General features: G+C 36.8%; 30 protein-coding genes and 4 pseudogenes. 2 read left to right on the top strand and 32 right to left on the bottom strand.

Going from position 1 to position 22,561, the window contains the following annotated elements:
• Positions 1–421 precede the first annotated feature (421 nt).
• The 10 genes and pseudogenes from R2Q94_RS19020 to R2Q94_RS18975 form a co-directional block, all read right to left on the bottom strand.
• The gene (locus tag R2Q94_RS19020; protein ID WP_316823065.1) at positions 422–1,162 is read right to left on the bottom strand and encodes a hypothetical protein; all 741 of its coding nucleotides are present in this window, start codon (positions 1,160–1,162) and stop codon (positions 422–424) included.
• Positions 1,163–1,343: 181 nt separating this feature from the next.
• Positions 1,344–1,799: a hypothetical protein gene (locus tag R2Q94_RS19015; RefSeq protein WP_316823064.1), complete on the bottom strand. Its 456-nt coding sequence runs from the start codon at positions 1,797–1,799 to the stop codon at positions 1,344–1,346.
• Positions 1,796–2,992 carry a hypothetical protein gene (locus R2Q94_RS19010; RefSeq protein ID WP_316823063.1) on the bottom strand — a complete coding sequence of 399 codons (1,197 nt, stop codon included), beginning with the start codon at positions 2,990–2,992 and terminating at the stop codon, positions 1,796–1,798. The genes R2Q94_RS19015 and R2Q94_RS19010 overlap by 4 nt, the downstream gene beginning before the upstream one ends.
• Positions 2,993–3,066: 74 nt before the next feature.
• The gene (locus tag R2Q94_RS19005; protein ID WP_316823062.1) at positions 3,067–3,585 is read right to left on the bottom strand and encodes a hypothetical protein; all 519 of its coding nucleotides are present in this window, start codon (positions 3,583–3,585) and stop codon (positions 3,067–3,069) included.
• Positions 3,586–3,774: 189 nt separating this feature from the next.
• Positions 3,775–4,488, bottom strand: coding sequence for a DUF1266 domain-containing protein (locus R2Q94_RS19000; RefSeq protein ID WP_316823061.1), 714 nt, complete (start codon positions 4,486–4,488; stop codon positions 3,775–3,777).
• Between the two features lie 4 nt (positions 4,489–4,492).
• The gene (locus R2Q94_RS18995; RefSeq protein WP_316823060.1) at positions 4,493–5,191 is read right to left on the bottom strand and encodes a hypothetical protein; all 699 of its coding nucleotides are present in this window, start codon (positions 5,189–5,191) and stop codon (positions 4,493–4,495) included.
• Between the two features lie 14 nt (positions 5,192–5,205).
• Entirely contained in the window at positions 5,206–5,658 is a 453-nt protein-coding gene (locus R2Q94_RS18990; RefSeq protein WP_316823059.1) for a hypothetical protein, read from the bottom strand.
• 164 nt (positions 5,659–5,822) lie between these two features.
• A complete protein-coding gene (locus R2Q94_RS18985) occupies positions 5,823–7,736 on the bottom strand; it encodes a sensor histidine kinase (protein WP_316823058.1) in 1,914 nt (637 codons plus the stop codon).
• Positions 7,729–8,454 (bottom strand): LytTR family DNA-binding domain-containing protein, encoded by a 726-nt coding sequence (locus R2Q94_RS18980; RefSeq protein ID WP_316823057.1) that lies wholly within the window; start codon positions 8,452–8,454, stop codon positions 7,729–7,731. Before R2Q94_RS18980 ends, R2Q94_RS18985 begins: the two co-directional genes overlap by 8 nt.
• Positions 8,455–8,555: 101 nt before the next feature.
• A pseudogene (locus R2Q94_RS18975) lies at positions 8,556–8,678 on the bottom strand (transposase); the annotation flags it as partial.
• A gap of 348 nt (positions 8,679–9,026) precedes the next feature.
• Here R2Q94_RS18975 and R2Q94_RS18970 point away from each other — a divergent pair.
• Entirely contained in the window at positions 9,027–9,494 is a 468-nt protein-coding gene (locus R2Q94_RS18970; RefSeq protein ID WP_316823056.1) for a hypothetical protein, read from the top strand.
• Between the two features lie 527 nt (positions 9,495–10,021).
• Here the strand turns inward: R2Q94_RS18970 and R2Q94_RS18965 are convergent.
• The 14 genes and pseudogenes from R2Q94_RS18965 to R2Q94_RS18905 form a co-directional block, all read right to left on the bottom strand.
• A complete protein-coding gene (locus tag R2Q94_RS18965; protein WP_316823055.1) occupies positions 10,022–10,294 on the bottom strand; it encodes a helix-turn-helix domain-containing protein in 273 nt (90 codons plus the stop codon).
• Positions 10,295–10,560: 266 nt separating this feature from the next.
• The gene (locus R2Q94_RS18960; RefSeq protein WP_316823054.1) at positions 10,561–10,923 is read right to left on the bottom strand and encodes a hypothetical protein; all 363 of its coding nucleotides are present in this window, start codon (positions 10,921–10,923) and stop codon (positions 10,561–10,563) included.
• A complete protein-coding gene (locus R2Q94_RS18955) occupies positions 10,920–11,294 on the bottom strand; it encodes a DUF4105 domain-containing protein (RefSeq protein ID WP_316823053.1) in 375 nt (124 codons plus the stop codon). Before R2Q94_RS18955 ends, R2Q94_RS18960 begins: the two co-directional genes overlap by 4 nt.
• A gap of 39 nt (positions 11,295–11,333) precedes the next feature.
• A complete protein-coding gene (locus R2Q94_RS18950; protein ID WP_316823052.1) occupies positions 11,334–11,645 on the bottom strand; it encodes a hypothetical protein in 312 nt (103 codons plus the stop codon).
• Between the two features lie 88 nt (positions 11,646–11,733).
• On the bottom strand, positions 11,734–11,943 hold the full coding sequence (locus R2Q94_RS18945) for a hypothetical protein (RefSeq protein WP_316823051.1): 210 nt from the start codon (positions 11,941–11,943) through the stop codon (positions 11,734–11,736).
• 1 nt (position 11,944) lies between these two features.
• Entirely contained in the window at positions 11,945–12,496 is a 552-nt protein-coding gene (locus tag R2Q94_RS18940; protein WP_316823172.1) for a hypothetical protein, read from the bottom strand.
• 27 nt (positions 12,497–12,523) lie between these two features.
• Positions 12,524–12,655 (bottom strand): annotated as a pseudogene (locus R2Q94_RS22260) (RHS repeat-associated core domain-containing protein); the annotation flags it as partial.
• Positions 12,656–12,912: 257 nt separating this feature from the next.
• Positions 12,913–13,224 carry a DDE-type integrase/transposase/recombinase gene (locus R2Q94_RS18935; protein WP_316823050.1) on the bottom strand — a complete coding sequence of 104 codons (312 nt, stop codon included), beginning with the start codon at positions 13,222–13,224 and terminating at the stop codon, positions 12,913–12,915.
• Between the two features lie 162 nt (positions 13,225–13,386).
• Positions 13,387–13,581: a hypothetical protein gene (locus tag R2Q94_RS18930; protein WP_316823049.1), complete on the bottom strand. Its 195-nt coding sequence runs from the start codon at positions 13,579–13,581 to the stop codon at positions 13,387–13,389.
• A gap of 99 nt (positions 13,582–13,680) precedes the next feature.
• Positions 13,681–13,950 carry a hypothetical protein gene (locus R2Q94_RS18925; protein ID WP_316823048.1) on the bottom strand — a complete coding sequence of 90 codons (270 nt, stop codon included), beginning with the start codon at positions 13,948–13,950 and terminating at the stop codon, positions 13,681–13,683.
• Positions 13,951–13,963: 13 nt separating this feature from the next.
• Positions 13,964–14,437, bottom strand: coding sequence for a hypothetical protein (locus R2Q94_RS18920; protein WP_316823047.1), 474 nt, complete (start codon positions 14,435–14,437; stop codon positions 13,964–13,966).
• 293 nt (positions 14,438–14,730) lie between these two features.
• Positions 14,731–15,540 (bottom strand): hypothetical protein, encoded by an 810-nt coding sequence (locus R2Q94_RS18915; protein ID WP_316823046.1) that lies wholly within the window; start codon positions 15,538–15,540, stop codon positions 14,731–14,733.
• A gap of 10 nt (positions 15,541–15,550) precedes the next feature.
• On the bottom strand, positions 15,551–16,009 hold the full coding sequence (locus tag R2Q94_RS18910) for a hypothetical protein (RefSeq protein WP_316823045.1): 459 nt from the start codon (positions 16,007–16,009) through the stop codon (positions 15,551–15,553).
• Positions 16,010–16,219: 210 nt separating this feature from the next.
• Positions 16,220–16,666: an RHS repeat-associated core domain-containing protein gene (locus R2Q94_RS18905; RefSeq protein ID WP_316823044.1), complete on the bottom strand. Its 447-nt coding sequence runs from the start codon at positions 16,664–16,666 to the stop codon at positions 16,220–16,222.
• Between the two features lie 83 nt (positions 16,667–16,749).
• Between R2Q94_RS18905 and R2Q94_RS18900 the strand changes: the two genes are divergently transcribed.
• Positions 16,750–17,058: a transcriptional regulator gene (locus R2Q94_RS18900; protein WP_316823043.1), complete on the top strand. Its 309-nt coding sequence runs from the start codon at positions 16,750–16,752 to the stop codon at positions 17,056–17,058.
• A 169-nt stretch (positions 17,059–17,227) separates the two neighbouring features.
• On the opposite strand, the gene R2Q94_RS18895 is transcribed toward R2Q94_RS18900, so the two are convergent.
• The 8 genes and pseudogenes from R2Q94_RS18895 to R2Q94_RS18865 form a co-directional block, all read right to left on the bottom strand.
• Entirely contained in the window at positions 17,228–17,659 is a 432-nt protein-coding gene (locus R2Q94_RS18895) for a hypothetical protein (RefSeq protein ID WP_316823042.1), read from the bottom strand.
• Positions 17,660–18,219: 560 nt separating this feature from the next.
• Positions 18,220–18,366, bottom strand: a pseudogene (locus R2Q94_RS22255) (RHS repeat-associated core domain-containing protein); the annotation flags it as partial.
• Positions 18,367–18,728: 362 nt separating this feature from the next.
• On the bottom strand, positions 18,729–19,100 hold the full coding sequence (locus R2Q94_RS18885) for a hypothetical protein (RefSeq protein WP_316823041.1): 372 nt from the start codon (positions 19,098–19,100) through the stop codon (positions 18,729–18,731).
• A gap of 239 nt (positions 19,101–19,339) precedes the next feature.
• The gene (locus R2Q94_RS18880; protein ID WP_316823040.1) at positions 19,340–19,678 is read right to left on the bottom strand and encodes a hypothetical protein; all 339 of its coding nucleotides are present in this window, start codon (positions 19,676–19,678) and stop codon (positions 19,340–19,342) included.
• Positions 19,679–19,810 (bottom strand): annotated as a pseudogene (locus tag R2Q94_RS22250) (RHS repeat-associated core domain-containing protein); the annotation flags it as partial. It lies immediately after the preceding gene.
• A gap of 806 nt (positions 19,811–20,616) precedes the next feature.
• Positions 20,617–21,147, bottom strand: coding sequence for an ORF6N domain-containing protein (locus R2Q94_RS18875; RefSeq protein ID WP_316823039.1), 531 nt, complete (start codon positions 21,145–21,147; stop codon positions 20,617–20,619).
• 33 nt (positions 21,148–21,180) lie between these two features.
• Positions 21,181–21,903 (bottom strand): site-specific integrase, encoded by a 723-nt coding sequence (locus R2Q94_RS18870; RefSeq protein ID WP_316823038.1) that lies wholly within the window; start codon positions 21,901–21,903, stop codon positions 21,181–21,183.
• Between the two features lie 417 nt (positions 21,904–22,320).
• Positions 22,321–22,561: hypothetical protein (locus R2Q94_RS18865; RefSeq protein ID WP_316823037.1), on the bottom strand; the 241-nt coding region annotated here is incomplete at its 5' end.

The following is a 22,561-nucleotide window of genomic DNA, read 5'->3' as shown; positions in this document are numbered from 1 at the left end:
CTAAATTGATGTAGGCTTTTGCCTATTTTATCATTCATCATTTAAAGTTAGGTCATGAGAATTTACTTTCGTTAAAATGTGACAGAATCAGGGAAAGATGTGACGAATGAGGTTTTCTATAAGATTGATGAAAATAAAATGTATCCCACTCTTTTACATTCAATTAGTGATGGAAGATGCTTTCTTCGGAGGAAAAAATTATATTCAGGACATTAGCGAATACGCTAATAAGATAGTCACTCATTGTTGCAGACATCATATCGAAAGCGCCACAGGACAGTTTTTATTTTTACGTCAAAAACAATACTGATCAGGAATTTTCAAGCGCATTCTATAAATGGGAAAATGATTACTGGACACCACAAGTAAAGGTCTTAAGCTGCACAACAAAAGAAGGAAACTAGTTGCTCAAATATTAAATCTAATGAGCATTCTTATTGTTAAAACTTTGAATTTTTTTGTAAAGAAGCAAGAGGTTATCATCTAAATCGCCTGCTTCGCGAATCTTACCATTCAAGTCATAATCAATCCGTTTATCTCCTATTTGGCGAATTCGGTTATTAAGATCATAATCTATTCTTTTGTCCCCAATTTGACGAACACGACCATTGAGATCATAGTCAATCCGATCATCTCCTATTTGGCGAACCCGGTTATTGAGATCATAATCTATTCGTTTGTTCCCAATTTGACGAACACGTCCATTGAGATCATAGTCAACCCGATCATCTCCTATTTGGCGAACCCGGTTATTAAGATCATAATCTATTCGTTGGTTCCCAATTTGACGAACACGTCCATTGAGATCATATTCAACCCGATCATCTCCTATTTGGCGAACCTGGTTATTAAGATCATAATCTATTCGTTTGTCCCCAATTTGACGAACACGTCCATTGAGATCATAATCAATCACTAAACCGTCAATATCACTCAATCGGCCGTTCAGGTCGTATTTCACTGGTTTATCGCCAATGGTGTCAAAAGTGGCAGCATTTTTATTTTGTAGCCTACCTTTTGAATCTAATCGTACATTCAAGCCTTCCTTTTGAATGATAAAAACATGTTTTTGATCGTTTCCAGAAAGATCAAGCTTAATTGTCTGTGAATAAACAGTACCCGAAAGGATAAAAAAACAAAGTAAAAAGAGGACTGTTTTCATAAGCATTAATTAAAGTGAGTCATCGCTGGCCAATGATAATGAAATATAATTAAATATCTTTTAGCACTCCAACAAAAATCACACCTAAACCAATATAATGCCTATAAATGACAAAAAAACAAAACCCTCTTTGCGGTTTTTAAAGAGGGTTTGTGGATCCAACTTGGTGTTCCAGGAACCATTACCTATCGGATTGTGCAGCAAAATAATCTTCAACTACCACATTGTATTTTTTTGCGTTATACTCAATTATGGGTTTGCTTTCTCCGTTAAACAAAACCATAGCAGTTCTTTTTTTAAATTTTGTAATATCTATTAGGTATGTTTTGTCTTTAACATTAAATTTTAATTGTCTGGCATTTGTTCTTCCTACAAACCTTTTGTCTGTTGCTGGTCCATAATTGTTGTAAATTGAGTTAGCTGTTTTGGTATGGATTTTAATTTGATTTTTTGAGGCACCAACTTTTTCATTTTCCACAAAAAATATTCCTTGAGAAGGCGTTGTTAGTGTGATTCCAAATTCTGTTTTTGTATCAGGACTTACCAATTTAATGTATCTCGAAGAGCAAGAATTTAAAAAGATGATGACTAAAAAAAAGTATGCAATTAGTTTTATGTTTTTTTGTGAGTTTTTCATTTATTTTTGATGATATACAGTTTGCCAGGATGATTTGTAAACAATTGATATTGAAGTTTGGGATTGCTATAAAAAAAATAACGTGAATTTTCTTCCTGGTTTTTTTTGAATGAATCTCCAACAACTTCCACACCCAAATTTAAAGCTTCCTTGATTTTCAAAGTGTCTTTGTCAACAATGACATTGGTATACAAGTAACCATCCCAATTTTCCCTACCGGAATCACTGCGCTTCAACTTTATTTCTTGAAAATATTGGTATTGAATGTTTTCATTGTCATATGGGACTAATTTATAATCTTCTCTTGAATAATATCTGAATAGATCATTATAAACTGTACCCCTACTTTGAATAGTCCGAATGGCTTTTGTATCGCTATAAAACGCCTTCCATTTATCGTTTTCCCTAAATATTGTTTTTATAAACTTCCTGGATGGCTGCTCAGCTGTCCAACATTGTTTTGAAAATAGAAAAGTAGCCCTTTCCTCAAAGTTTGCAATAAAATCAGCTTGTTTGTTCGCATCGAAACTAAAATCTGCGTTCTGCGTTTCGATCTTTATTTTCGAAGTATCACCATCTAAAGGCCAGGTTCTGTAGTAGTTCTCCTCTACATTGATTAGGTAACCTTCAAACAAAATTTCGCTGGAATTAGTTGGCTTGTATTTAGCCATGAAATTGCCTAGACTATCAAATTTAGAATATTCCTTTTGTTGTAAAGCTTCAGTATCTGTTCTTTCCTGTTTAACCTCAACCACTATTAAATGATTTTTTGTGGTTAAATAGTGTTCCAAATCAGTGCTGCCATCAATTACAAGATTCATTTCCTTGTTTTTAAACTGTAATACAGGCTGTTTTAGGTCTTGATATTCACTGTATTGCTGAGGTAAATGACTACTGTTAAATAAGTTTCTGAAATAAATATCAACATCAGTATTGGCTATAACTACCATAGAAATATAAACAGCAATACCACCAAAAAGCCATGGTAATCTTTGTATAGATCTGAAAAATATAAAAATGAAATAAAAAATAATGCTTCCTATAAATAGACCAACTGCAACAAAAAAATGAAAGAGTTCAGCATACATTCCCGTTATTAAAACAGGTGCAATTATGGCATAAACCGCAGTCAGGGCAAAGGCAATTAAAACTGATTTTCCAAGATGTTTTGAAATTTGGTTTTTTCTACTCATTTCTATTTCAGACGTTCTATTAATCTTTCAATATTTCTTCTTCTTTTGTACAAAGCTCTTCGTTGATGTGGATTTTATATTTTCACCTTTATTTTTTTAAAATCTCCGTTTTCATCTTCCTCCCATTGGTTTTCTCCAATTAAATAATAGTTGCCGTCTTCTTTAGTTATCCTATTTTCAAAATCTAGATTTTCTGATATAAATGCTCTGGTTTTTGCAATTTCATTCCACTTTCTGCCTTTAAACGACCAGACTGAAATATTATTCCAGTAACCTTCATTGGTTCGGGAAAAAATTAATATTTCATTTGCCTTATCGTCATTTAAATCACCCGTTTTAGAAATAAAAATCCCCAAACTTTGGTCAATACTTATTTTGGGGATATTTTCTGTAAATTCAATATTTATCAAACAATTATTTCCTCCGCATTCAATTTCATCAATTTCTATATTCCGTTTCCAATTTACAAATGCAGTGTCATTATCTTTGTAATTATTGATGTTACCAATAGGAAACTTTTTATTTACTGTTTCCATTTTTTTTGTTTCACAACCAAGGATCACTAAACACAAAATTACAAGTGTAAATTTCATATTGAATTTCATTTTTAGCCCAATTGTGATCAAATGTGATTTTTTTTCTATTGAAGAAGTATTTGTTTGGGAACCATACATTCTGAACCGGCAATCGAAGTACGAAAAGGAGATGGATTCAGATGAATGATGCCGCCTATTGCCGATCCACCTCCAATATTACCAAATTGTAGAGGCTGACCGGCATTTTTACAAATAGATTTTGTTTTTCAATGGGCTTTTTTCACTATTCAGCAGATCGTCTGCAATCTGTATCATTCCATCGTTGTTTGAACCACCCCAGATTGCTCTTCCGAAAATATAACTGGTTGTGTATTCTTTCCAGGTTCTGCAATAGTTTCTTAGCCCTGCATGTGATTTCTGTAAATATTCAATCAATTCCACTTCAGAAATATAGCCTGCTTCATAACAACAGCGTGATAAAAATGCACCTCTTCCATAATTCCAGGCAGTATCTCTAATATTCTTAATAGCTGAGAAATCCTGGAATACATTCTGTTCTACAAGCTGAGGTACAACATTGCTTAATTTTCGATATATTTCCACGTAGTGTTTAAAAACGTCTTCTTCATCCGGTAGATTAGATTTTAAAATAGCTACATAATTCGCCCTATGCTCAAAGGCATTATACACAACGTCTAAATACTCGTCTTGATTTCTGTTTTGCAGATCTGAAAGAACTTCAATTGCATCATCTTTGTCAAATATCTCCCAATAATCCTCTAGAATTGTTTTCAATGTGCCTTTATCAAGTCCTGTTTCATATGAGTTAAGATAGGCAGCTTGTTGCTCTGCATACATTGAACTAATTAGTAGATGATCTAATTGCAGGCCAATTACTGCATTTTTATCGTTTAGTCTTAAATTCTTAAAGGCGTTAATAAATTTCGAAAATATGCTCATGAAATTATGCTACCTGGAGGTTTGGAAACTTGTCTTGCAATATTTTCACAAATTTTTCACCCACTACTTGATATTTAACTCTTGTCATTAACTGTTTGTTCATGTTTAAAATATCCGTTGGGTCTGGTACATAATTTAGTCTGTCATGAACTTCAAGTGACAAAGGAGTACCATCGATGTTAAAAGTGATGAGGTGTGTTTTTGGTAGATACTCTTCCGAAGACTTTGAGTAAACACCTAACTGTGATTTTAATATACCTCCATACTGAAGCGTTGCTTCTTCAATTCTGAAATTGTCAAAAACCACATGTTCATCTAATTCGCCAACAGTATTGGTGCTAAAAAAATGCAAATCACTGCCACTTAACACCCAAAAGCATTCGGTTTCTATTCGTTTAAGTTTTACACCAATTGCAGAGAGTGCTACATTTTTTATGCCGTCACTTATCACATCCTGAACTTTATTTGCTGTAGATTGAGGTACAGATGCGGAGGTATAGGCATCTATTGATTTTCCTTTCATCCATTGCTTTATTTGCGGGAAATCTTGTGCTAAAACCTCTTGTTTGTAAACATCATATTTATTTCTTTCAAAATCTAAGTCTATTTCTGATTTCGTTGATTGGTGTTTTTTGTTCATGTAGATCATAAAACACACGCCTGCAATCACTAATATTACAGGAATTAAGAATAATGGATTCATAAAAGATGCTTATTTTAAATATTAGTTGGTTCTACTTCTTTAGTTTTGTTTTTTGAAGGAATACTTGCCCAAATTAATACTGCTATTATAACTAAGAAAACAAGTTTTCCTCCTACTTTTTTCCAAAAAGACAAAGGATTTTCTGCAGTTTCCACATCAAAATCATGTTTCTCTTTTAATATTTTAGCTACTTGAGGATCAATTTCAAAATACATATTATTAGAAATGTCACTCAATACAAATCTTCCATTAGTGTTCCAGATAGACATCCCAAAAATGCCATATTCTTTATTAGCATAAGATAGGTTTACTTTTTGTCCGGCCAATTTTTGAATTTCAGAATCTGTAGGTAATTCCTGCACAGTTTCGATGGATTCGCAGGGAAGACAAATAGGGATTTTTGCTTTTGCAGATACTAAACTTAGGCTTGCAAACGCAATACATGCAGTTAAAATAATTGTTTTCATCATTTCTATTTTTTGTTTCAAATGGCATCAGGATTGCTGGAAATCTATAAGCGCAGCAGATCATTTTAAGCCAATTAATTGCTTAAAAAACAAATAAAACAAATAAAATCCAAGGTGGATAAGGCGATAAAGAAGTGCTGGCTTTCAGTTAACGAGCGCTACACTTAAACCGGAATCCGTAAAGTGACAATTGTACCAGGAGCATCCACCTGGGAATTCATCGACAGGCTAGCCTCTCCTAAACCTTCAGTTTGTAAATACTGAATTCGTTCTGTTACAATTTGGGTGGCACGCGAAGTATGAGTCGGCTTATCAGTGGTATCCAAACCAACCCCATTGTCGTTAATGATGACCTTTAAAACCTCATTGTTAATGGCCATTGATACGTGTATTTGACCTTTATAACTGATGTTTTTAAATCCATGTAAAATAGAATTCTCTATAAATGGCTGAAGCAACATTGCCGGAATCTCTATTTCATCAAACATATTGGCAACCTCTTTGTCCAGTTCAAATACATAGTCGAATTTGCCTGGCATCCTTACTTGTTGCAGCTTTAAATAGTTTTCCAGAAAGTCCACTTCAGATTTCAAGTCAATATTTCGTTGTGTACCTGCCGTTAGTTTCTCTCGCATCAAAACGGAAAAATGATCCAAATAAGTGAGTGTCTCCTGAGTTTTCTCTTGCCGAACCAAAGCACGAATACTCGCTAAGCAATTGAAAATAAAATGAGGGTCCATTTGGCTCCGCAACAACCTTTGTTCCAATTCAAGTTTGATATTAAGGTCTGAAACCTGCTTATTTTCGGTAATGAGTTCTTTTCTCCTTCGGTCTAAAAATAGTAATAATATGATCGCAAATAGCAATCCTGAAAAAAGGATAATCACCGCCAACCAGAGCCTGTTCAACTCCAATTGTCCCGTTATCTTATCTATGTTTTTGTTTAATGCACCAATTTGTTGATCTTTTTGCACTGTTTTATAGAGCGAAGATATTTCGTTTGCTGCTTTTCGGTTTTCATTTTCTTCTCTCTCTTTCTTTTTTTGAACATACTCTTCAAATGACGATTGTGCCTTTTTATTATCGCCACGAACAATAGCAAACGCGATCTTATTTTCCAGATACATCAGGTAATCATCTGCATCAAATTGGCTTAACCGCCTGGTAACTTCAGCCTCTGCCACACGTGCTTTTGACAATTGATGCTTTTTCACATAAATGCCCAATAGATTATTGTAGGCCATATAAGCATTGGAGGTATCTGCTTTATAGGCTTTTAATTGATAGTAAAGGGCAGAGTCTAATTCTTTACCCTCGTAAAATATTTTTGCTTTTGATATGTAATAATTGTAATCTATACGGGTAAACTTGGTTTTCTTTTTTATTTCTGTGGCCTGATTTAAATATAATCGAACGGAGTCATTAGCAAGTCCTTTCTTATCTAAATGCCCAAGTGAAAGCAATAAATTCGCGGATATAGACAAGTCTTTTGCCAACATACTCGTATCTTTTTTCAAAAGAAAGAGCACTTTCCTGGCAAATCTATTGGATAAATCCAATCTGTTATTGAAACTGTTTAGTTGTGATGCCCATAATAAAATAAAACCGGAAGATTTTGGAAAACTGAGCTTTAAATTGCCTGCATCAATAAGATATGCCGCCTGCGTGTAGTAATAAGTTGCCGCATAATATTGCGCTTTTTTTTGCTCAAGATAGCCCATCCAGTAGAAATTGGCAGCAGCCTGGGCTCCATTTTTTTCCGACAAAGGCAAAATATTTAAAGCTTTTTGGGCCAGTTCAAACGAAGCAGAATCTTGTTTATTTTTAAGTAAGCAATAGCTGAGGTAAAAATAAGCCCGACTAAGTATAGAGCTATCCGTTTGATTTTCTTTTATTAATTGTTGTAGTTGTGATATTGCTTTTTTAGGCTGTTTACTTAGTTTTATCTGCTCAGATAAGCTATCCAGTAACTGGCCTTGATTTATTCGCGGAGAGGAAGGCCCCCCACAGCTGATAAATAGCGTAATGATTAGCCATAAAGAGATTAGGCAGGAGATTTTCAAGGGTTTATTATGCATTATTAATTGTCATTTTTTGCATCAATAAATCTTTTTTGCGGGTAGATACAGGCACTTGTATACCACCTTGTATAAAAACAAAGCCATCATGATGGTACGAAATAATAAAGTTTAGACAAATCAGAAAAGATTTATGAATTCTCAGAAACAAACCTTCCGGCAACAAGGTTTCATATTCTTTGAGTGTTGTACTTGTTGTAATTTCTCTGCCATCAAGTAAAAAGAAGGTAGTATAGCCACCCTCTCCCTTACAATATAGAATATCGGAATGGCGCACAAAAAACGTTTCATTAAGGGTTTTCAACACCAACATTGTCGATTGCTTATCGAAGAGGATTTCCTTTTGTACCGCATGCAAGATATTAGGTCGCAAGCTGGCTTTATCGAGGGCATCATACAATTCCTTTTCCTTTAAGGGCTTCAATAGATAGTCCAATGTCCCCGCCTTGATGGCACGTAGCGCATAATGCTCATAGGCAGTTATAAAAATTACTGAAAAAGATGTTGAAGGAAGGCGCTCCAATATCTCAAAACTCTGGCCATCAGAAAGTTCTATATCCATCAATATAATATCCGGAGCCACAGATGGGATGAGTAGTAATGCTTCTTTTACCGAACCGCAGGCCCCTACGATACCATCATGAGTCCGCGCATTAACTAATTGTATCAGTTCTTCCCGTATTTCTGCTTCGTCTTCGACGATAAAAATTTTAGCCATTTCGTGCAAAAAAAATAAAAATAGACATTTATATACAAAGCTTAACTGCTTTGTTGTTAATCACTTTATTAACAGAGGAATGTGTTTTAGGTGAGCCATCACCACAGTAAAATGATGGAACCAGATATCCCCATTTTTCTGCAAATCTCTTCTAAGCGGGTACCTGTCTCTGACTGTTTCAATGCGAATGCTATCTGAGCCTCTGTAAACTTTGACTTTTTCATCGCAATTATTTGTTTCAAGTTATCATTAATTGCCCTTTTTCTATACTTTAGATCGTTTCAATTTTGCGGGGGAGGTCATGCAAAAAACGTAAGCTAACAACTACAGGGCATATTGACATGGGATCAAGATCAATTAACACACTACACTGATAAAGAATTAGCAATGGTAATGATTTTTGGCCTAAAAACATTTGAGCCAGGTACACCACAAAATTTCATCAACGATGCATTTGTCAAAATAATGAATAAATATGCAATTAGTGATACTGAATTTTCGATTTTTCATTTAAATAACCTAATTTCAATTAAAAAGCTTTCAAAGAATGGCTGTAATTAAAACCTATGATTATGAGAATTATACCTTGTTTATTCGGAGTGTTATTTTTAATCGTGCAAATCTGTAAAGGCCAGAATAATGCAAAGGAAAAAGATTCGGTCTACTATTATCTTGATACTGCGGCAGTGCCAATAAAAGACCGTATGATTTTTAAGGATTCACTAGACTTTACTACTATCTACAGCCTTAGATGTAAGTGTAATTTATGGGGAAGCAATATAGATTTCGAGAGACCGAAATCGATAAAAAGCAAACCAATTAGCCCGACTGAATTAAAAAAAATAAATACCGTCTCTATTAGCGATCTTATCTCTATTGTTCTCAGCAAAATGAAAGATACGAGCCAACGAACTTCTTATTTCATTATTGAACCCAACGGCAAGGACATTGAAATAAGTAAAGTATTTGTAATGCCTCCTCGAAGAATCCATCGAATACTCGATGGAGAAGCAGTGCATATTAATCCAGGTGAGAACTAGGTTTTTTAGTAGTTATGGAATAGATCCTGGAAAAAAGTCTTTCTACGAGAAGATTAAAGACCAAAATTATTATCCCTTAACGTACCCCCCTAAAAACTGTAACATTTAAAGCTAGAGAAAAAAAGGCTTTGAGGTATTATACGAATATTTTAAGAATGTCGTTACTAAACCTGAAAATCAACAGGAATTTGGCGCTAAACTACCTGAATGGAGTGAGATTAGATCGGTTAGTGATACTACACTTAAAGAAGAACGTTCCTCTGCCAAAGAGATAGATTTTATTTTCACCCACCAACACCTCCTGCTAATGGGACTCCTGAGGCAGGATGAAGCTGAAGTTTGCTTCCGGCAAAGTCGATATAGATCTTGCCGCCTGCCTTCTGACCAAGGTGCATGACCTGCTTAGAAAGCTGAAGATATGTATGGATGGCATTGTTAAAACGGGAACGTCCATAACCCTGGGGGTGTTTGGACAGGTATTCCAGATGAAGTGATTCACGGGTTACCCCTTTCTTTTTAAGTCTTTTTCAGTAGTCCGGAAGCAATACCTCCAGTTCCTGCATCCGGGGGCTGTTGACCGTTTTGGCAGCAGGGGTATTGAAAAGTACGGAAAGTTCACAATCGCTCTTAGCATTGAATGCTTCGTGGCTAATGCCCAGCTCATGCCATATGCGTAAATACTTTTTGATGGTGGTACGGGAAGTGCCCACCATCCCGTTGATGGCCTTTGTGCCGATTCCCTGGCAGTAAAGACGGATAATCTGTCGTAATTTATTTATTTTGATCGGTTTATTGGACATCGTAATCAAGGATTTTTGTTCAGCAAAAAATCTAAACAAAAACCTCGTCCTGGTAAATCGATCGGCAAACTACTTTATGTTCTTTACAAGGGGTCAATGGGCCTGGCGAAGGGGATCACTTTGCTCTAGCAGAGGGGGGCAGTTTCATCTGGCGAAGGTGGGTCACTTTAGAGTGTTTTATCCAGCTATTACTTTATTGAGGGCACAAGTGACGCTGCGCTGAACACTTGCGCCAGTTGGGGGTACGAGGGACACGTTCGCACTAGTCATGGACTGTTTATCCATCCATTATTCACAGAGATTTCAAGATAAAAGTTAACAACAGATGAATCAGGCCTATATGTTATTTTTTTAAATGATTTAACACCTGTCAATTTCTGCATAGCTCCCATTTTAATTTGATATATCGACATTCCTTTATGGCGTATATCATGAACAATTCTAGGATCTAAAGCATCTGATAATAAATACTTGACCATATGAACTTCATGATGGTCAGAGACATAATCAATCGCTGTTAAAAGTTGTCTTTTATCTTTACTATTAAACATTTCTATCAATGTTTTTTCCTCAATAACTCTAGCACAAGAGACCAGAATAAAAAATCCTATAAATATACTGTACTTCATTGTCTTGCAATTCTAAACCTTTTTATCTCTGAAACTACACCACTATTTAGAGATGAACCTAGAACACCCAACAGTCTAGAGGGACTAAATCCTCCCGCATTAGTAACATTTCCTATAGTTAGCATAGGAAATCTAGATCCACTTATCGCAGGAGTTTTCTCGTTAACTTTAATGTTGTTTTCAATCAAAGCAGAAAGAGCGACGGTCGTACAATTATTTCCTAACAAGCTATAGGTTTCAGGATCTTTAATATACTTCTGTAGTGTCTTCTCAATCTCTTTTAATTGTTTCTCTGTAAGATTTATTTGATATGATGTTATTACGTTTCCAGCATATTTAAGATTGAAATCCTTTAAATTATCTACATGCATATCACCTTTACTTCCAAATAATTCCGAAACATCATAAATTTAGTTATCATTTTCATCAGATGGATAATATCCGTAAACCTTACCTCCAATTCTAATTGCCGTATGTCCGACATCTAATCCGCTTTCTTTATCCCATACAAAGACCTCTATCTTCTTGTTTTTAGGCGGATCTTCCTGTGTCTCCCCAGTAGGACTCTGATTTCCACCGATACCATAATAAGCTAAGACATCATTGAAATCTTTATCTCCAGGTTTGTATGAACCCGCCTCACCAGCATACATTCCGTCAACATCTATGAAACGTATCGGGTTGTTCAGCGCATAATTGTAAGGGCTGTATCCATCCATCATTATTTGAGAATTTTGCCATTAAGCCAATTGATAAAAACAAAAATGATGAGAGTAACTTGATGAACATTTCAAATTCCATAATCTACAGTTAAATTTGAGCTGGCAACGATTTAAAGATAAATCCTATACCAACCATAGTACACATTATAACGCTACCCCAAATACCAATATAGGTAGAAAGTGTAGGCCCTTCCCAATTTGTTTTTTCTGAAGAAGGCTTTTCATATCTAATATTTCGATATATCAGATATGCCGCTATTAAAAAGCCAACGCCAATAAAAAAAAGTTTAAAATCCATACTATTTATTTTTGTGTTTGTCTCTAAGCTTATCGACCGTTTTATCTGTTTGTGATTTGACTCCACTTTCTATAAGCCCCATCGCCTGTTTAACCCCTTCTTTAATTTGTGGCGAAATACTTGGCGTTGGCCCTGGTATCATTTGATCTACCGCTTTATCTCCTATTCTTCCAATAACCTCATAGGTTGCTTCATTTGCTGCAGTAACTGCAGCATTTTTGCCACTACCTCCAACTATTTCTAGACCCGCCCCAGCCAATGAAACTGCCCTACCTGCCGCCGCAAGTCCTGCACCTGGTGCGTCGCCTATCACAGTGGGTGCCCCGACCACAGCTGCAATTCCTCCAACTACAGCTGTCTTGTCACCTACATCCTGCATACATTTGGCAACATTTAAAAGGGTTTCCTTATTTTCTGCAGTCCACCTTTGAGTGGTAACCCCGGCCTTGAAAACTGCAGATGCAGTTTGATTATAAGCACTTTTAGTAGTTGCAACGCCTCTATCATAGGTCTTGGAAATAGTAGAAGTATATGCTCTCCTTAAATCAGACATTGATGGCCACGGCCACATCCCATCAGGCTCAATAAACCTAATTGGATTATTAAAAGTATAAGTATATGGTGACCACCTTCTGCCTAACTCTGCTTTAGGGTCTATCACATTCCACCTCCCGATTACCGGGTCATAGAACCTTGCCCCGTAATCGTACAGGCTACCGCCTTTTTTTAGCCGTTTCCAAACTTTACCAGCTGCACTTTTTCTGTGCTATAAAGAACGTTTCTCTACCAAAGATATAGATTTGATTTTCATCCACCAACCTTGTTTTTGGGCCGTTTTTGTTGTTGTTTTTTTGCAGGGAGCGCTGCTATGAAAGGCTTGCTTGTTCGTTAGATCATCTGTAACAGCAAAGGTTCAACATATATGTCTTTTGACCTCCCCCAAACTTTAGGACAATGTAAATTCGAAAATCAGGGCTTTAATTTGCTTTCTTTCCACATCTGTTGAGGTGTTAATTTTTTAGGAATGGTGTTGAATTCCTCCTTTAATCTTTCCAATACGGTCACTACATACTCCCCTTTAATACCTTGCTCGGGGTAAATATCAAGGCAAAATCTTGTATAGTTATCCACTATAGTTAAGGATCTGAATTTCCGCCCGTCAAACAGCTGATCGGACACAAAATCCATACTCCAGCATTCATGTAAATGCGAGGGAGCTACTCTTTCTAAACGATGGGCACCGGCTCTGTTTCTTCTAGGTCTTTTGCTGCACAGGTTCAACCCTTCAAGCTTATAAAGCCTATAAACTCTATTGTAACTGTCCTTAAATCCTTCCTGGCGAAGTAATCTAAAAATTCTTTCGCTGCCATATCTCACTCAGATTGCTGCAATTTCCTTCATCCGCATTCTGATCAGTTGATCATCCCGGCCTATCTTTTTGTATTACCACATCGAGCGACAAAATTTGGTGACGGCACAAGCCCCATTCACAGAAACTTTGTCACCAGCCACTAAAGCTTCTGCCAGCCTCTTCAACTGGCCTGGCCTTAAAACTTTTTTTTTGAGTATAACCTGCAGCATATGTTTGTCCAGACTTAAATCGGCTACCAATTGTTTCAGTTTAACAATAGGCTGCATTAACACTTATGCAGCCTATTAGCTAGATCCATAAAGGCACCCTCGTTGATGTTAGTATAGTTTTGCCAACCTGAATTTGTTTTTAAATAATATCAACAATCACTTTTTCACCAATTGCCTTACTATAATCAAAACAATCAGAATAACAGCTACCAATCCTAAGTAAATAGCCAGGTAAATGCGCTGGGCATTATTTAATATTATGTATGCAATCGTAATCAATACCAAGTAAGCAGCAGATGTTAATAGGTTTGTTAATGAATATTGTTTAGTTTTTAAGATATAAAATAATTTAGCTACTAATACCATAGGCAATAGAAAGGCCACTAATATTGCAATATATTGTATCGTACCATTATATTTTTCCATTGATTTCTTTTTATTATTGTTTTGGTTTTTCTTTTAATTCCGACACAGTTCCTAAAACTTTCGATGCAAAGCCAGAACCTACTCCTCCCGCGATGGCAGCTTTAGTTGCTCCATGATTTGCTGCTTTTTCAGTCGCTACCGCTGCTACTCTGCTTGCTCGCCCAACAACAGCTACACGAGCTGCTCTATCTGCTTGATTTTGCAATAGCTTACCTGCTGGAGAATTTGCAGCGGCAGCTTTCATCGCTCCCTCTACTTTTCTTCCACCAGCCCCACCGGCCACATCAGTAATAAGGCCTCCTGCAGATATTTCATTACCTTGTATTTTACTTCCCACAGCACTGGAAACTAAATCACCAGCAACATTGGCGGCTTGAGTTACAATTTTTCCTCCAAGTTTCGAAGAAACTAATTTTGATGCTACTGAGCCTAATTTAGCTGCTCCGGCACCTATTCCAACACCTGCTGCACCAGCAACGCCAGCCAAGGCAATTTTTCCACCTTCTATCTTCGTAAATGCTTCTTTTGTGAAATGCCCGCCATTTGATATAATGTTGCCAGCAACTTGAATAACACATTCTGTTCCCGCACCTATAACAGCACCAATAACAAAGTTCCAAATTTTACCGTCAGGATCGGTCCTCGAAATTGGGTTATTAGCAACATACCCATAAGGCGTGTCCGATTCCTGATCTTCTTCATCAGCACTCGGATCTTACGTAGTGAATCTCCCAATCACCGGATCATAGAACCTGGCCCCATAATCATACTGCCAAAATGCTATTTTTGCTCAGCGAGCGGTACGTAAACAAAATATTCTGTAGATAAAGCTTTACTATTATCTGCTTTTTTCACAGACTTTATAGTAACTCTATCAATAAGATTGTTCTTATATTCATATGTTCTCGTAAGGTAATAATTTTGAAACACAAACTCATCTTTAACTATCAATTCATCTTTAACATAGGTATTTAATGATTTTAACATTTCATTTATAGGAATTCCGTAGTTCATTAAAATAGACGGCGTATTATCAAAGTTATATGTGTTAATTTTTTCAGCCCCAGAACTTCTCTTATGAATGTTTTTTTGTTCAGTATTCGACATTATTAAGTCAAGATCCGATAAGTACTCTTTTAATAGAGATAGGGAATCCTTTACATAAAAAGAATTAGAATTATCGATATTTCCCCTGACATTGGAATCACTACCTTTTAACCATTTCTTACTTAAGAATTGATCTTTAACATCATAAATATATTTTATGTGATCCTTAAGCTCGAAAATACTTTGACAAGTAGAGCCATCTTTAACCCCTATTGAGACATAATGTTCTTCTTCAACTATTTGTTGTTTTAAGTTATATAAATATCTGGTGGAATCAATTAAATTACACCCAACTCGGCTATATTCATTTTCAACAATAAGATTCAATTTTTGATCGTAAACATTACTTTTAATAATCTTATTATGCTGGACGTTACTATAAAACCCTTTTTTATTTAAATACTTATCTATTCGCAAACCATCAAAATCATATTTACATGAAGTAAAAAAAACTAAAAAAAATATTAACAACTGAACTCTCATAATCGTAATGTTATTTATTTACTATCCAAAAAATGGTTTGCATATATACAGCAGAAGAAGTAAGCCGGATGTTTCCTTTATTTAGCCCCTGAGTAGCCGTCTTTACTTGAGGTGCAATAAAATTCTTCCCTATTGCTCCCTTCCATTTTGAATAATGATCATCTGAAATATTCCAGCCCATTGTATTCATATGCAATTCAAAACGCCCCGTAGATTTTCTATTATCAATACCAGGAAACAATCCCTGTTCTGCACCATCCCATTGTGAAGCACCATTACTATAATCCTTTCCTCCAAGTTGAGCATTTATTTCGGCAGCAACTGCGAATTGCTTTTTAGTAGCATTTCTTTCTGATGGAGATGCATCCCGAAAAAGGGTTGCCTGTTCACTTTTACTTCCATAGGCCAAATCATTCTTTTCATGAACAATTGCAATTGCATGCATTTCATTTTTTAGTTCTCCACTCATACCTGATTTATACGCAGAACTCTCATCATATATAGTTGCTGTTTTTTCAACAAACTCTTTGTGACCTATTCCAAGTTGTGTAACCTTACTATGATCTATGTAATTTGTGGTTTTTCCTTCCGCAGTTTTAGAACTAAAAACTGCATCATCTGCAGCAACATAAACCTTATCATCATTTTTACCATCAGAACCAAGATACTCGCCATTTAGTTAATAAAAATCACCAAACATACCATCAGGATCAATAAATAAAATTGGATTATTAAATGCATAAGCATAAGGTGTTGTCTTTCTATCAAATTCTGACATGGGATCTACCATATTCCAGCGGCCAATCACCGGGTCATAGAACCTGGTGTCGTAATCTAACATCTTCAGTTGTTCTTGCTTCTCCTTTCCGTTATACTGGTATTCGTGTTCAGTTCCAATTAGACTAACTTGCATATCCAGTCCAAAAGGATAATAATTCGTTTCCTGGATCTTTCTTGCCTGGTTACCATTAATATCAAAGTACAATCTACCATTTCCCAAATGGTCTGCTAAAGCATATTCATACTTGTAGTCTGTAGCACTATTTCTCACTACACGTCCTTCTGAAATCTGAAGGTATTTCAATACTCCTTGCTCATATTGAATACCTCCAATATATTCATTCAAAACCCAAGATCCAACCGCTTTACGTAGTTCAAGGATTTTTTAACAACAATACTGCTGCTTTATAGCGGCCTTAAATAAACATTATGGCAGAAACAATTCATATCGGCAGAAAGATCAGCCGTATCCGTGAGATCAGAGGAATTAAACAGGATACCTCGCAGCAAAGCGAAACAGAAAAAGAAGAAACACTTGCCAAGATCGCAAAGGTTTTAGGGGTTACACCCCAGGCCATCAAGAACTTTAGTGAGGATGCTATTATCAACTACTTCCATGATCAGAGTTCTTTTAACTTCCAGTGTACCTTTCCCCCCCTGGACAAAGTAATGGAACTTTATGAACGTCTGTTACAAGCTGAAAGGGAAAAGAACGAACTCCTTAAAGGCAGTAAGTAACCCCCTGCAGCAGAAACAGAGTGGCGAAGGTTTCCTTTCTCCTTCGCTCCTAAGCGAAGGCAAGCAGGTTTTTGGGCACTCAAAAACACAACTTTTAGACACATAAACGACCGCCGATCTCTCATCTCGCAGTTTGGATGTAAGCTACAAAATTTTGACTTCAGCACCATCATTGATCTAAAGTACTTTCTTTTATATAAGCTGTAATCGTAGCCACAATTACCGGATCATTTATTTTAATTAATTTTAAGAATTCAGGATCAGCCATATCATAGAATAAAAACTCTTTTTTATTACTTAGTAAGCCCCAATATTTATCTGTATGATCAGCAAGAGAGCCGAACTGAATTAATAAAATATTATTTGCCTTACCCCTAAAAATATCCACACATTTATTTATAAATATTTTCCCACTATAATCTGCTACTTTAATTGGTAGTTTTTCAACAGAGATTTGCTTTTCTTGAATTAAAAATTTTATAATTTCCTTCTGAAATTTAAGTATCCGATGATCTTTATCCACATAATAACCCTTCTGTGCAAAAGCTAGATTGCCAGAAAGTAAAAGAAATACAAAAATATACTTTATTAGTTTTTCCATAGGTACTATTGATTACGTTTAGCATCTAATTCTCGGTAATCCTTTAACTGATTTTTATTGGGCTTTTCTTCAATCTTTTTTTCAGAAGTTCCAGGGTTCTGGAAACTTGTTGAACTTTTATCTGTAACATGAGTTGCTTCATGTGTACCAACGGCTCCAATATGGTCTTCTTTACTATAATTAGTCATGTAAACCATCTCTCCATCTTTCATAACTATAGGCTGGGTACCTTCTGGACTTGTCATTGTTTTATCGATCCCTTTTTCATAAATAGTAACATTGTATTCTTTAATATTGCCTTCTCCATCAACTTTAGGCTGGGCAAATCCAGATTTAACAGCACCATCCTTACCTACTATGAGATCAGTTTCATTTATATCTAATTTGACTTTAAAACTAGCTTGATTTAAATCACTGAGCTTTTGACGCCCAATATCAGTCTGTGCCATTGAGTTACCGATCCTTTTTGTATCAGCTGATGCATTTGCTCCCCAATTAACTTTTCCATCCTGCCCAATTTTCATATCAACACGTTTCCCATCAGTCCCTACAATCCATTCTGGCTTCATACCATCGGGATCAACAAACCTTGTTGGATTATTGAAACCATAATTATAAGGAGAGTGCCTTCTCATCTCTTCTGCTTTAGGATCTACCACGTTCCAGCGAGCGATTACAGGGTCATAGAATCTTGCGCCGTAATCGTACAGGCTACCGCATTTTTTTTGCCTTCTCCGAAGTTTGCCAGCTGCACTTTTTCAGTGCTATAAAGAACGTTCCTCTACCAAAGATATAGATTTGATTTTCATCCATCAACCTTGTTTTTTGGCCGTTTTTGTGGTTTGTTTTTTGCAGGGAGCGGTACTATGAAAGGCAGTGCTTGTTCGTTAGATCATCTGTAACAGCAAAGATAGCCTCGAAAGAAAAGCAGTAAAGGGACTTAATAAATCATATCAACAAAACATTTTAAGATTTTATTGTAGTGTTGGCTTATAAATAACAAGAGCCCGGGAAATACCCGAACTCTGATGTTTTATTTCTAAAATGGCCGTATTGAACCCATATTACATTAAATGAATTCGATATAATTACTATGCTTATTGTATTTCATGTATTCTGTATCCTCCTGATTATTAGGCTCAAAAAAACGTATTTCTATCGCATCATAACCAATGCCATCTTCTTTAACGGTTACATCAATTATTATTGCAGCTACTTTGTACTCTCCTTTTCCCACTTTCTCCCTAAAGCTCTTCTCTAACATCGAAATTAGCTCCAATGAAGAAGGAAACTCCCCGTCCAAATAGGCAGACACAGGTACAAGCTGATCATTTTTATCAATGCAGGCTCCAAATGGATAAAACTCCCCACCATCTAACAGGAATGTCTGCACTTGCTCTTTTATTAAATATATTAGGTCTTCAATACTATATTTTCTCATAAGAAATCTGCTTTTGTCCGTTCTCGTTGTACAGGTCTAGGACCTGGGGGTATTAGTATAGGGTTAACAACTTTTGTATTATCACTTTTTACTGCTGGTGCAATTTGATAAGTTTTTATGTCGAATGATGAATTTTTCAACGGCTTAGATATTTTTGCTCCTTCATTAATTATTAGCTCAGGCTTAAATCCATTATCATTAGAAAACTCTTCCTGCAACTTTAATTGCTTTGTAAATGGTTAGCTTTTGACATCCTTTATCTCAACTGTAGATTGACCATCATTCTTAAACGCATCAGGAATAGTTTTTCCTTCTTGCCCAGTTTTGGGATCTGTTCCATTTATTGGTTTATAATTCTTCTTTAACCCATTTTTAGCCAACTGATCAACCTCAGTTGCATTTCCCCGTCTAAAGCTCTCCAATGTTTTTCCACTAAATTCACCCCCAGCCTTTGCTATATTTTCAGGAGCTAACCGTGCCAACTCTGTCACTGGTGCAATTCTTGGAGTCACAGAAGAGTTACCAAATGTTAACAGCGCAGGATTAAGTCCAAAGAAAAGCCCTTCAAGTCCATCCAAATCTATATTTTTAATAGGATCATTGGATGCATACTTATAGCATGTCATCCACAGAAAATTCTCTGCAAGTGGGTCTATTGTTGTAAAACGCCCAATCACCAGATCATAGAACCTGGCCCCGTAATCGTACAGGCTACCGCATTTTTTTAGCCTTGTCCAAACTTTTCCAGCTACACTTTTTCAGTGCTATAAAGAACGTTCCTCTACCAAAGATATAGTTTTGATTTGCATCCACCAACCTTGTTTTCTGGCCGTTTTTGTGATTTGCTTTTTTACAGGAAGCGGCACTATGAAAGCCACTGCTTGTTCGTTAGATCATCTGTAACAGCAAAAGTAGCCTCGAAAGAAAAGCAGTAAAGGGACTTTCGCGGCATAAACGCGCTTAGCCTTTACCCACAATGGCCATTTATTCCACGTTCCCTTGATAACTTCCCTTTCTTAGGCTCAGGGTGGCTTAACAGATGAATTACCTGAACCTTTGACGATTGGAGGCTAATAGCATCATGCGATCCCTCAAAGGGATGGAAAGTTCTTCGGTACGAACGGGTGGATATGAGCGGATCTTTCTATCCCAGAGAGGTTGGACGGGTGCAGTATCCTTGTTTTCAAAGGGATTTCGTTGTTCCCCCGACCAGTCTTGCACTACCGATCAGCCATTAACAATACTATGCTGCCGCAGGCTTTGCCCCTGACCGCCCGGAGGAAGATGGCAGAGCGCTGGCTGGGCCAGGGACGTGCGGCTATTTAACATAATAACCCATTATAACGACAGTTTTGGTCGCGCGATAGCTTCGGGGGCTACTTTTATAATGTGTATTATGTTATACAGCTTAGGGCCGGTCTTCCCGGCAGAAGAAATAGTGTGGGGAAGAGTAGCAAAACACAGAGAGAAGCTGAAAGCTGGCTGAGTTTTGATACCCTGAAGATGGTGGGGAGGTTTATTCTCCTTTTCGTTTAAAGCCGATCTCCGTTCTGGGCTGATCTTCTTTTTCAATGAACTTACTGAGGTAAGTAAACAGAAGTTCAATCTTCTGATCATGTTTCATCAAGTGCTTTTCCACTTTTTCAACACGGATGAATACATCTTTATGAGCCAGCAACATTTCACGTATACGGATATAGATACGCATGATCTGGATATTAACCTGGATTGATTGAGGGCTATTCAGCACACTGGATAACATGAGCACGCCATGTTCTGTAAAAGCATTAGGCAACTTTCTTCTCCCTCCCCAACTTGATGTCGCATTTTGCGACTTCAAGTCTACAAACTCATCTTCAGTCAAAGTAAACATGAAGTCTTCCGGGAAACGGTCTTTATTACGTTTCACCTGCTCATTTAACCGGCGAGTCTCTACGCCGTATAGCTCAGCCAGATCTTCATCCAGCATAACTTTCTGATCGCGGATCACATAGATTTTACTCATGACCACTTCATCAGGTATAGTAACATTTTTTAACGGGCTCATAGGACTAATATATTCAGATATTGGTTTAAGTGGTTATTTATTCAAAGGATGATGTTTGTTTAAAGCTTCTTTCAGGTCTTCCAGATTGGTGGTCTGGTAACGTTCTGTTGAGCTTACATATTTATGGCCTGCCATATATTGAACCGTTCTCAGGTCGTTTTCCTTTAGCCATTCAGTGATCACGCTCTGACGGATCTGCATCACATTTTGATATTTAGGATTAAGCTTTTTAAGTGCATAATTCAAGTGTAACAGACTATTCTTTAAGCTTTCTATGTCATTCCTTCCGGTAAAAAGCCGCTCAGAACTACGTTGCAACTTTGGCCTGATGATTAGCAGATACTCCTGTAAGTCCAGGATCTGACCAGGCTGCAGGGCCAGGATTCTTCCATTATTTTTACCCGTCTGCGGCACCTGGATCTTACCTTCTCTTAGTTTTAAGTGTTCAGGACGTAAGGTTTCCAGCTCCAGCCTGCTCAACCCCTGAAAGACCAGCAGGCCAAGCATCACTTTATTCCGGTGAGTACGGTCATCTTTGACCTCATATTTACCCTGTAACTCTTCCAGTTCTGCCCTTTCCAGCAGATGACAAGGAATGGTTCTTACCATTCCCTTCAACCGGATTCCTGCTACAGGATTAAAGACTGTAAGCCCCTTGGATTTAAGGCCAGAAAAGTAATATTGAACAGATAACAGGTTCCGGTTCACATAACCTACACTCCCAGCTTCCCTTTTCAGATGATCGGTATAGTCCAAGATTTCGGTATAACTGACCTTATGTGAAACGCAGATGGAGCGCGATATTGTAAAAAAGCTATTAGCATCTTCTCAAAAGGCGACAAAAAATATTCAGGTTCATAAAGGATCATAATAGAATATTTTTAGTTGGGAGAACGAGCTTCCTATAGGCAATAAGTAGCACACTCAGCATAAAACAGGCAACAAGGCTGACCATCGTGGTAAAACCCTAAGTTGCGCAGGGTTTTCTTCCTTCGCCCCAAGCGAAGGCAAGCAAGTTTTTGTAGGCCAGACCTGCCGGAGGCGGGATGTACGTACAAAAACACAACTTGCAGGTACAAAAAACAAGAGCATAGACTATTCTAGTTACCCAACACCATTTACTCTCATGTCAAATATATGCCCTTCGTGATGTTAATACAAACAGACCAATAATTACTTCCGCCATCCATTGAAATGGTTGCCAAAATGGCCAAAGCCTTTGGTGTTACTACAGACTTTCTGATTGGAGAAGGGGAAAACGCTTCTTATGACAAAGAAATCGTAGATCGCATTAACGACATCCAGAAAATGGATACTAAGACCAAAAGCATCCTGTTCAACGTTATTGATACATACATCCAGAACTTTAAGACTAAACAAGCTTTTCAATAAAACAACAAAGCCCAGTTTTAAT

The organism is Pedobacter gandavensis (assembly GCF_032678465.1).
Taxonomy (GTDB): domain Bacteria; phylum Bacteroidota; class Bacteroidia; order Sphingobacteriales; family Sphingobacteriaceae; genus Pedobacter; species Pedobacter gandavensis_B.
The sequence above is the reverse complement of the archived record's forward strand: the minus strand, read 5'-3'. Positions and strand labels throughout refer to the sequence as shown.